This window comes from Streptomyces mayteni (genome assembly GCF_054783955.1).
In genome coordinates this window covers 1-10,101 of sequence record NZ_BAAGPR010000175.1, presented here as the reverse complement: position 1 = coordinate 10,101, position 10,101 = coordinate 1, and the positions used below count along the sequence as shown (strand labels likewise).

General features: G+C 73.7%; 11 protein-coding genes. 10 read left to right on the top strand and 1 reads right to left on the bottom strand.

Annotated elements, in window-relative coordinates:
* The 9 genes from ACYVPE_RS37725 to ACYVPE_RS37685 all read left to right on the top strand — a co-directional run.
* Positions 1–295: tetratricopeptide repeat protein (locus tag ACYVPE_RS37725; protein ID WP_461038358.1), on the top strand; the 295-nt coding region annotated here is incomplete at its 5' end.
* Positions 296–599: 304 nt separating this feature from the next.
* Positions 600–1,361: a DeoR/GlpR family DNA-binding transcription regulator gene (locus ACYVPE_RS37720; protein ID WP_132820963.1), complete on the top strand. Its 762-nt coding sequence runs from the start codon at positions 600–602 to the stop codon at positions 1,359–1,361.
* 139 nt (positions 1,362–1,500) lie between these two features.
* Positions 1,501–2,865, top strand: coding sequence for an ABC transporter substrate-binding protein (locus ACYVPE_RS37715; RefSeq protein WP_461038357.1), 1,365 nt, complete (start codon positions 1,501–1,503; stop codon positions 2,863–2,865).
* Positions 2,862–3,833: a carbohydrate ABC transporter permease gene (locus tag ACYVPE_RS37710; protein WP_461038356.1), complete on the top strand. Its 972-nt coding sequence runs from the start codon at positions 2,862–2,864 to the stop codon at positions 3,831–3,833. The genes ACYVPE_RS37715 and ACYVPE_RS37710 overlap by 4 nt, the downstream gene beginning before the upstream one ends.
* A gap of 41 nt (positions 3,834–3,874) precedes the next feature.
* Entirely contained in the window at positions 3,875–4,714 is an 840-nt protein-coding gene (locus ACYVPE_RS37705; RefSeq protein WP_461038359.1) for a carbohydrate ABC transporter permease, read from the top strand.
* Positions 4,711–5,700 carry a zinc-dependent alcohol dehydrogenase family protein gene (locus ACYVPE_RS37700; RefSeq protein ID WP_461038355.1) on the top strand — a complete coding sequence of 330 codons (990 nt, stop codon included), beginning with the start codon at positions 4,711–4,713 and terminating at the stop codon, positions 5,698–5,700. Before ACYVPE_RS37705 ends, ACYVPE_RS37700 begins: the two co-directional genes overlap by 4 nt.
* 98 nt (positions 5,701–5,798) lie before the next feature.
* Positions 5,799–6,140, top strand: a complete 342-nt coding sequence (locus ACYVPE_RS37695) for a PadR family transcriptional regulator (protein WP_461038354.1) — start codon at positions 5,799–5,801, stop codon at positions 6,138–6,140.
* Positions 6,137–7,027, top strand: a complete 891-nt coding sequence (locus ACYVPE_RS37690; RefSeq protein WP_461038353.1) for a hypothetical protein — start codon at positions 6,137–6,139, stop codon at positions 7,025–7,027. The genes ACYVPE_RS37695 and ACYVPE_RS37690 overlap by 4 nt, the downstream gene beginning before the upstream one ends.
* A 96-nt stretch (positions 7,028–7,123) precedes the next feature.
* Positions 7,124–8,113: a DUF4184 family protein gene (locus tag ACYVPE_RS37685; RefSeq protein ID WP_461038352.1), complete on the top strand. Its 990-nt coding sequence runs from the start codon at positions 7,124–7,126 to the stop codon at positions 8,111–8,113.
* Here the strand turns inward: ACYVPE_RS37685 and ACYVPE_RS37680 are convergent.
* Positions 8,052–8,858: a methyltransferase domain-containing protein gene (locus ACYVPE_RS37680; RefSeq protein WP_461038351.1), complete on the bottom strand. Its 807-nt coding sequence runs from the start codon at positions 8,856–8,858 to the stop codon at positions 8,052–8,054. The genes ACYVPE_RS37685 and ACYVPE_RS37680 overlap by 62 nt on opposite strands.
* Positions 8,859–8,987: 129 nt before the next feature.
* Between ACYVPE_RS37680 and ACYVPE_RS37675 the strand changes: the two genes are divergently transcribed.
* Entirely contained in the window at positions 8,988–10,010 is a 1,023-nt protein-coding gene (locus tag ACYVPE_RS37675) for an MBL fold metallo-hydrolase (RefSeq protein WP_461038350.1), read from the top strand.
* Positions 10,011–10,101: the final 91 nt, after the last annotated feature.

The window sequence follows — 10,101 nt, the reverse complement described above, 5'->3', positions numbered from 1 at the left end:
GGCCGCGCTCGCCAGGGAGGCGGTGGCGGCGCTGGTCGCCGCCGGCCGGGCCGACGACGCGCGCCGCGCCCTCGCCCGGCTGCTGGCGGCGGTCCGCGCCGCCGGCCGATTCCGGCTCCTGGAGAGCCGCGTCCTGCTGGCCCTCGGCCAACCCGACGCGGCCCGGGCGGTCTTCGAGGCCGGCTTCGAGGTGGCCGACCTGCGGGAGGGCGACGAGGCACTGACCGAGACCTGGGCGGCACTCACCGACGACCCGCTCCCCGAACAGTACGAGTTCCGCATGCGGCCGTCCTGACGACCTGCCCGGGTGGGCGGCCCGCCTCCGGGCCGTCCGCCGGACGGGAACGGGCGTCGAACGGGCATCGACGGCCCGGAGGCGGGCCCGCGTCCCAGGGCGGCGTTCGGCGGCCGGCGGGCCGTAAGGGCCGCTCAGCGGCTTGTGCCGTGCCCGGGCCGCGCCTTCGTCAAACGGTCACATTCGGGCGGGATCATCCCTACCTCATGACTGTTCAGACCCGTACCACGGCGGTAGAACTCTCCGTGCGGGCCCAATCGGGCATACGTGAAGACAGAGTCGGACCGGCTGCGGGGAGGCAGGCATGTCCGCGGAGGAGCGTCAGCGTGCCATCGTGGGTGCGGCACGGCGGGCCGGCTCCGTCGAGGTCACCGACCTCGCGAGGGAACTCGGCGTGGCCAAGGAGACCGTCCGCCGCGACCTGCGGGTGCTGGAGGCGCACGGCCTGTTACGCCGTACCCACGGCGGTGCCTACCCCGTGGAGAGCGCGGGATTCGAGACGACCCTCGCGCTGCGGGCCACCCGGCACGTGCCCGAGAAGCGGCGGATAGCCACCGCGGCGGCCGAGCTCACCGGCGAGGCCGAGACCGTGTTCATCGACGAGGGCTTCACCCCCCAGCTCATCGCCGAGAACCTGCCGCGGGACCGCCAGCTCACCGTGGTCACCGCCTCGCTCGCGGTCGCCGGCCAACTCGCCGCCGTCGACGGCTTCACGGTGCTGCTGCTCGGCGGCCGGGTGCGCGGCGGCACCCTCGCCACCGTCGACCACTGGACCGCCAGGATGCTCGCCGGCTTCGTCATCGACCTGGCGTTCATCGGCGCCAACGGCATCTCCCGCACCCACGGCCTGACCACCCCTGACCCGGCCGTCAGCGAGGTCAAACGGCAGGCCGTACTCGCCTCCAGACGGCGGGTGTTCGCCGGCATCCACACCAAGTTCGGCGCCGCCGGCTTCTGCCGCTTCGCCGACATCCACGACCTCGACGTGATCGTCACCAGCACCAACCTCAGCTCGGCCGAGGCCCATCGCTACTCGCTCCAGGGCCCCCAGGTCATCCGGGTCTGACCCGACCCCGACCGAACACCACCGCCCGGCCGGGCCGCCGGCACGATCCCGCACGCCCACTCCCACAGCCACACCCACGTCCACGCCCGGCCCCCGACACGACGCACCGACGAACCACCGACCCACCGAGGAGCCCCCCATGCGCACCAGTCAGAGCCGACGCACCGCGCACGCCCTCGCCGCCAGTACGGCGGCGCTGACCCTGCTGGCCGCCTGTGCCGGAGCCGGGGGCAGCAGCTCCTCGGACGACGGCGACAGCATCAACGTGCTGATGGTCAACAACCCGCAGATGACCCAGCTCCAGGAGCTCACCGCGGAGCACTTCACCGAGGAGACCGGCATCGAGGTCAACTTCACCGTGCTGCCGGAGAACGAGGTCAGAGACACCATCAGCCGCGACTTCGCCAACCAGTCGGGCCAGTACGACGTGGCGACGATCAGCAACTACGAGACGCCGATCTTCTCCCGCAACGAGTGGCTGCACTCCCTCGACGAGTACGTCGAGGCCGACGCCGACTACGCCGTCGACGACGTCCTCGAACCCATCAACCTCTCCCTCACCGGCGAGGACGGCCAGCTGTACGCCCAGCCGTTCTACGGCGAGTCCTCGTTCCTCATGTACCGCACCGACGTGTTCGAGGAGCACGGCCTGGCCATGCCGGAGCGTCCCACCTGGACCGAGGTCGCCGACCTCGCCGCCCAGGTGGAGGAGGCCGAGCCGGAGATGGCCGGCATCTGCCTGCGCGGGCTGCCCGGTTGGGGTGAGGTGATCGCCCCGCTGACCACCGTCGTCAACACCTTCGGCGGCACCTGGTTCGACGCCGACTGGCAGGCCGGCCTCGACTCGCCCGAGTTCGTCGAGGCCACCGAGTTCTACGTGAACCTGGTCCGCGAGCACGGCGAGTCGGGTGCCGCCCAGGCCGGCTACGCCGAGTGCCTGAACAACATGGTCCAGGGCAACGCCGCCATGTGGTACGACGCCACCGCGGGCGCCGGTTCCCTGGAGGCCGAGGACTCGCCGGTGGCCGGCTCCATCGGCTATGTACCGGCCCCGGTCGAGCGGACCGACAGCTCCGGCTGGCTCTACACCTGGGCCTGGGGCATCCAGCGCGCCTCCGGAAACGCCGACGCCGCCTGGGAGTTCATCTCCTGGGCCTCGGGCCGCGAGTACGAGGAACTGGTCGGCGAGACCTTCGGCTGGGAGAACGTGCCGGCCGGCAAGCGCTCCTCGACCTACGAAGAACCGCGCTACCAGGAGGCCGCGGCCGCGTTCTACGAGGTGACCAGGGACGCCATCGCCGAGGCCGACCCGATCAACCCCGGTGTGCAGGAACGCCCGGCGCCCGGCGTCCAGTTCGTCACCATCCCCGAGTTCGCCGACCTCGGCACCCGCGTCTCGCAGGAGATCAGCTCGGCCATCGCCGGCCAGCAGAGCGTGGCCGACGCGCTGGAGAACGCGCAGCGGATGGCCGAGGACGTCGCGGAGGAGTACCAGAACCGATGAGCGACACCGTCACCCCACCCGCGACCCGGGCGGCGGACCGGACGCCGGTCGTGCCGCCGCCCCGGGCCAAGCCCGGCAGGGCCCGCGCCTGGGCCACCAGGGCGCCGCTGCTGCCCGCCCTCGTCTTCATGATCGCCGTCACCCAACTGCCCTTCGTGGCAACCCTGGTGATCTCCCTCTTCGAGTGGAACGCGCTCTACCCCGACGACCGGGGCTTCACCGGCTTCGACAACTACTCGACCGTGCTGAGCGACTCCGACCTGCGCTCCTCGGTCACCACCACCGCGCTGCTCACCGCCACCGTGGTCCTCGTCAGCCTGGCGCTCGGCCTCGGCCTCGCCCTGCTGCTCGACCGGAGGTTCCGCGGCCGGGCGGTGGTGCGCACCATGACCATCGCGCCGTTCCTGATCGTGCCGATCGCGGCCGCCCTGCTCTGGAAGCACGTGCTGTTCAACCCCGAGTACGGGCTGCTCAACGGCCTGTTGGCGCGGTTCGGCGACCTGTTCGGCTTCACCGCGCCGCAGCCCGACTGGATCTCGGACATGCCGCTGATCGCCGTCGAGGTCGCCCTGATCTGGCAGTGGACGCCGTTCATGATGCTGATCCTGCTGGCCGGACTCCAGAGCCGGCCGCTGGAACTCGCCGAGGCCGCCCGCATCGACGGCGCGGGCGACTGGCAGATCTTCCGCTACCTCACCCTGCCGCACCTGCGCCGCTACCTCGAACTCGGCGGCCTGCTCGGCTCGATCTACATCGTCCAGCACTTCGACGCCGTGTTCACCATCACCGCGGGCGGGCTCGGCACCGCCAACCTCCCCTACGTCATCCACCAGGAGTTCACCCAGGCCCAGGACTACGGGGTGGCCTCGGCGGCCGGCGTGCTCGTCGTCATCGGCTCGCTGATCCTCGCCACGTTCGCGCTGCGCGTGGTGTCCTCCCTGTTCCGCGAGGAGGGCAGCCGAGCATGAGCACGTCGAGCATGAGCACGACGACCATGAGCACGACGACCATGACCAGGCCGACCAGGAGGACGCTCAGGTCCCGCGCCCTCGGGCCGCTCGCCTGGCTCGCCGGTCTGGTCTTCTTCCTGCCGGTCGCCTGGATGGCGCTGACCTCGTTCCACTCCGAGGCGGACGCCGCCAGCAACCCGCCGGCGTTCCTCGCGCCGCTCACCCTCGACGGCTACCGGGAGTTCTTCGGCGCGAGCGGCGGCGCCGATCCCTGGCCGCCGCTGATCAACTCCCTGACCGCGTCGGTCTTCTCCACCCTGCTGGTGCTGCTGCTCGCCCTGCCGGCGGCCTACGCGCTGGCCATCAAGCCGGTGCGGGCCTGGCGGGACGCGCTGTTCTTCTTCCTCTCCACCAAGATGCTGCCGGCCATCGCCGGCCTGCTGCCGATCTACCTCTTCGCCCGCAACACCGGCATGTTGGACAACATCTGGCTGCTGGTCCTCCTCTACACGTCGATGAACCTGCCGATCGCCGTGTGGATGATGCAGTCCTTCCTCGCCGAGGTGCCGGCCTCCGTCATCGAGGCCGCCCAACTCGACGGCGCCAGGCTCCCGGTGATCCTGGCCCGGGTGGTCGGTCCCGTCGTCCTGCCCGGCATCGCGGCCACGTCGCTGATCTGCTTCATCTTCAGCTGGAACGAGATGCTGTTCGCCCGGGTGCTGACGGGCGTGCGCGCCGAGACCGCCCCGGTCTTCCTCACCAGCTTCGTCACGAGCCAGGGCCTCTTCCTCGCCCAGCTCTCCGCCGCCGCTCTGGCCATCTCGCTGCCGGTGCTCGCCGCCGGCTTCGCCGCCCAGGACAAGTTGGTCCAGGGCCTGTCACTAGGAGCAGTCAAGTGAAAGCCGCCCTGATCGAGTCCGTCGGGACGATCAGCGTGACCGAGGTTCCCGACCCGACCCCGGGCCCCCGCGAAGTCGTCGTCGGGGTCGCCGCCTGCGGCCTGTGCGGGACGGATCTGCACATCCTCCAGGGCGAGTTCGCGCCCCGCCTGCCGATCGTGCCGGGGCACGAGTTCGCCGGCGAGATCGTGGCGCTCGGCAAGGACGTCGCGGAACTGGCGATCGGCGACCTGGTCGCCGTCGACCCCTCCCTCTACTGCCACGAGTGCCGCTACTGCCGCAACGGGCACGCCAACCTGTGCGACCGGTGGCAGGCGATCGGCGTCTCGATGCCGGGCGGCGCGGCCGAGTTCGCGGTGGCGCCGGCCGCCAACTGCGTGGTGCTGCCCGAGCACGTCCGGGTCCAGGACGCGGCGCTGATCGAGCCGCTGTCCTGCGCGATCCGCGGCTACGACGTGCTGCGCTCCACGCTGGGCGCCCGGGTGTTGATCTACGGCGCCGGCACCATGGGGCTGATGATGCTGGAGCTGGCCAAGCGCACCGGCGCCAGCGGGGTCGACGTCGTCGACGTCAACCCCGACCGGCTGGCCACCGCCTTCGTCCTCGGCTGCACGGGCGCGGCCGCGTCGGCCGACGAACTCGACCGGCCGCAGGGCTGGGACGTCGTCATCGACGCCACCGGCAACGCGGCCGCCATCCAGGACGGCCTCGGCCGGGTGGCGAAGGCCGGCACCTTCCTCCAGTTCGGCGTCGCGGACTACGCGGCGCGGGCGACGATCGAGCCGTACAAGATCTACAACCAGGAGATCACCATCACCGGGTCGATGGCGGTGCTGCACAGCTACGAGCGCGCCGCCGAGCTGTTCGCGACCGGCATCCTCGACCCGGAGGTCTTCATCACCGACCGCCTGCCGCTGGCGGAGTACCCGCAGGCGATGCGCCAGTTCGCGGACGGCATCGGCCGCAAGACGGTGGTCGTCCCGTAACGCCGGTCCCCCCGGCGCCCGCCCACCCCGCCGACCCGGTCGGCGGGGTGGGCGGGGTGGGCGGGGCCTTGTTCCGTCGCGCGGAATAGTCTGTCGGCATGAGTGAGCGCGAGTTGCGGGAGTTCGCCCTGCTGCTGTTGACGGCCCTGGCGAACGAGCCGCGTCACGGGTACGCCATCGCCCAGGAGGTCAGGTCCATGACCGACGGCCGGGTGGTGCCGCGCACCGGCGCGCTCTACGGGGCCCTCGACCGGCTGCTGGCGGAGGGGCTGATCCGGGTGGAGCGCGAGGAGGTGGTGGACGGGCGGGCGCGCCGCACCTTCGCCCTCACCCCGCGGGGGCGGGAGCGGCTGGCGGCCGAGGCCGAGCGGATGGCCGCGACGGCCAGGGAGGCCAAGCGCCGGCTGGGGTTGGGCGGCGCCGCCGTGACACCGACATGACGGATCGGCTGATCCGCCTGATCCGCCTCTATCCGGCCGGCTACCGGGCGGCCCACGGGCCGGAGATCGCGACCACCCACCGGGAGATGACGGCGGGCCTGCCGCGCGCCGCCAGGTGGCGGGCGGACGCCGACCTGGCCGCGCACGCGGTGCGGGTGCGACTCGGGCTCGACTCGGCGTCGCGCGGCGGGCGGCTGTTCGCCGTGGCCGCCCCGTTCGCGCTGGCGGCCGCCGCCGTGGTGGCCGGCCTCGAACTGACCGGCTGGTACACCGGGTTCGTCGTCTCGCCGACCCCGGCGTGGGTCCAGCTCTCCACGACGGGTTTCGGGTGGGGGCTGTGGCTGGGGTGCGCGCTGCTGGTGTGCGTCGGCGCCGTCGTCGCGCTCACCGGCCGGTGGGCGGCGGGCGTGGTGGCGGCCGGCTGCGGGCTGCTCGGCTCGGTCGCGCTGTGGGGCCTCGTGGAGCCGACGCGCGGCGGGGGAGTGGTGGTGCCGGTGGCCGCGCTGCTGACGCTCGGCGTGGTGCTGGCCTGCCCGCCGGACCGGCGCGCGGATCCCGGCCTCTCGGCCGCCGCCGGGGTCATGGCGGGCGTCGGCTGGCTCCCGCTGGTCGCCGTCGGCACCGGCGGGTTCGTCGTCACCACGGACTACGGCGCCTGGCCGCTGCTGGTCCTCGTCGCCTCCGGGATGGTGCTCGCCCTGCGCCGGCGGTCCTCCGGGCTCCTGGAGCTGGGCGCGATGGCGCTGGCCTCGCCCGCGCTGCTCGGCAGGGCGTACGCGGACGCCTGGCTCGACCTCCGCCCCTTCCTCGCCATGCTCCTCGCCCTGCCGCTCGCGGCGGCGGCCACCGCGTGCTGGCAGGGGGTGCGCCGCCGCGGGTTGCAATAGTCAGGTTGGATGAATACTCTCGTGCGCGTTCCGTCTCCGCGCGCCGCCGTCCCCGCGTGCCGTGGAGAACCCCGGTCGAGCCGAGAGGGCGGTGGCGTGCCGTTCACGTTGTCCCACCCCGCCGCGGTACTGCCGCTGCTGCGCCGCCCGTTCGTGCCCACGGCCCTGGTCGCCGGGGCCGTGGCGCCCGACGTCCCGTACTTCCTTTCCGTGCTCGGGGTGTCCGCGTCGGGGCCGCGCTGGTACGAGCCGCTGCTCAACCCCACCGAGACACACGCGCCGCTGACCGGTCTCCTGGTCAACCTGCCCGCGGCCCTCGGCTTGGTCGCCGTCCTCCGGCTGCTGCGGCGCCCCGTCGCGGCGGTGCTGCCCGCCGGCCTCCGCCCGGCGGAGCCCGAGCCCGAGCCCGAGCCCGAGCCCGGGGCCGGGGCCGGGGCCGGGGCCGGGGCGCGCGGCCTCCCGTGGCTGGTGCTCTCCGCGCTGATCGGCATCGCCACCCATCTGGCCTGGGACGCCCTCACCCACGGCGACGGGTATCTGGTCGCCAGGCTCGACCCGCTGCGCGCCGAGGTGATGGGCGGGCTGACCGTCGCCCGGCTCCTCCAGTACGCGAGCACCGCCCTCGGCCTGGCGGCGCTCGCCAGGTACGGGTGGCGGCGCCGCGCCAGGGCGCGCGACGCTGGCGAGGCGCCCGCCGGTGGCCCGCCGCTGATCGACGTGGCGCTGCTGGTGCTGGCCGCCGACTTGGGCGGCGCCGCCGGGCTCCCCGCCGACGTCGAGGCGTACCGCCACACCGTCGAGGTGGACTACGCGCGGCCGATCACCGAGACCTCCGACGACGGCACCACCTCGACCAGCTATCCCTCCGAGACCGTCAGGGCGCCCTGGGGCTCCTTCGCCGAAGGCGTGCTGACCGGCCTCGCCAAGCGGGCGGGGGCCGCGTTCGCCGTCGCCCTGCTGCTCCACGCCGCCGCCTGGTACGCCCGCCGACTGCTCCGGCCGCCGCCCGGGCCGGCCGGCGCCGTCACGGCACCCGGCACAGCAGCTCGCCGTGCAGGGTGGCCAGCCAGCCGTCGTCGGCGGTGACCAGCGCCCGCCAGGCGTCGGCCAGCTCGGCCAGCCGGGCCTCGGTGGCGTGGCCGCCGGCCACGGCCGAGGCGGCGAAGGCGGAGGAGGTGGTCCGCTCCGCCCACAGGCCGCCCCACCAGGCGCGCTCCTCGGGGGACGCGAAGCACCAGACGGTGGCGGAGGCGCGGACGTCGGCGAAGCCGGCCGCGTGGGCCCAGGACAGCAGCCGCCGGCCCGCGTCCGGCTCGCCGCCGTTGGCCCTGGCGACCCGCCGGTAGAGCTCAAGCCACTCGCCGAGGCCCGGCAGTTCGGGGAACCACGTCATCGCCCCGTAGTCCACGTCCCGGACGGCGACCACGCCGCCGGGGCGGCAGACCCGCCGCATCTCGCGCAGCGCCTGGACCGGGTCGGCGACGTGCTGGAGCACCTGGTGGGCGTGGACCACGTCGAAGGAGTCGTCGGGGAAGTCGAGCGCGTGCACGTCCGCCGTGGTGAACCGGACGTTCGTCAGGCCACGGGACTCCGCCTCGGCGCGGGCGTCGTCCAGGATGCCCGCCGCCCGGTCGACCGCCGTGACCTCGCCGGGGGCCACCCGGGCCGCGAGGTCCGCGGTCAGGGTGCCGGGGCCGCAGCCGACCTCGAGCAGCGTCAGCCCGGGGCTCAGCTCGGGCAGCAGATAGGCGGCGGAGTTCTCCGCGGTGCGCCAGCGGTGGGACCGCAGCACGGATTCGTGGTGTCCATGGGTGTACACGGCTTCCGACATGTCACCACCCTGCCGCGCGTCTCGCATTCCGAGCAAGACCATTCCGAAATGCGGACGCGTTCACCGGTATGGGCCAGCCGCTCGGCGCGCTGGATTGCCGCCCGGGGGGCGCGTGCTGATCTGGTCCTTATGACGGAACGGACCGAGCCCCCCGCCGGAGCCGGCCGGCCGCCGCTCGCCGAGCCACGGCCGTTGTTCGAGCGCCGCCGCTGGCCGCGTGACTTCACCGACCGGCTCACGTCCTCGCTGCCCGGGGTGCGGCCGTTCGCCCGGGCCCTGCGGCTCGGCGCCCTGCGACCCTCGTCCGCCGCGCTGCGCGAAGCGGCGGCCCTGCCGTACCGCCCGGCGCCGCTGCCCGCCGCCGACGCCCACACCGTCGCCCTGACCTGGGCCGGGCACGCCAGCTGGGTCATCAGGATCGGCGGCCTCACCGTGCTGACCGACCCGGTCTGGTCGCGCCGGATCCTGGCCACCCCGGCCCGGCTGACCCCGGTCGGCGTGGCCTGGGACGACCTGCCGCCGATCGACGCCGTGCTGATCTCCCACAACCACTACGACCACCTCGACGCGCCGACCCTCAGGCGGCTGCCCAGGGACACTCCGCTGTTCGTGCCGGCCGGGCTCGGCGCCTGGTGCCGGCGCCGGCGGTTCCGCCGGATCACCGAGCTCGACTGGTGGGAGGCCGTCGAACTGCCCGCGCCGGGCGGCGCCGTCCGCCTCGACTTCGTGCCGGCCCACCACTGGTCCAAGCGGACCCTGACCGACACCTGCCGCACGCTGTGGGGAGGCTGGCTTCTCACCGACCGGGCCGGCCGCCGGATCTACTTCGCCGGGGACACCGGCTACGGCCACTGGTTCGCGGAGATCGGCGACCGGTTCCCCGGCATCGACGTCGCGCTGCTGCCCATCGGCGCCTACGACCCGCCCTGGCTGCTGCGGTCCGTGCACACCGACCCGGAGGAGGCGGTGCGGGCCTGCCGCGACGTCGGCGCGGCCCGGATGGCGCCGATGCACTGGGCCGCCTTCGCGCTCTCGGCCGAGCCGCCACTCCAGCCGCTGACCAGGGTGCGCGCCGCCTGGCGGGCGGCGGGGCGGCGCGCCGACGACCTGTGGGACCTCCCGGTCGGTGGCTCCCGGCTGCTCAACCCCTAGGTGTATTGCCCTGTGAGGTTGGGGACGCGGCTGGCGGGTGGTTGGCCTGCGAGTGCGGTGTGTCCGCGGTGGTGATTGTAGGTGTGGAGCC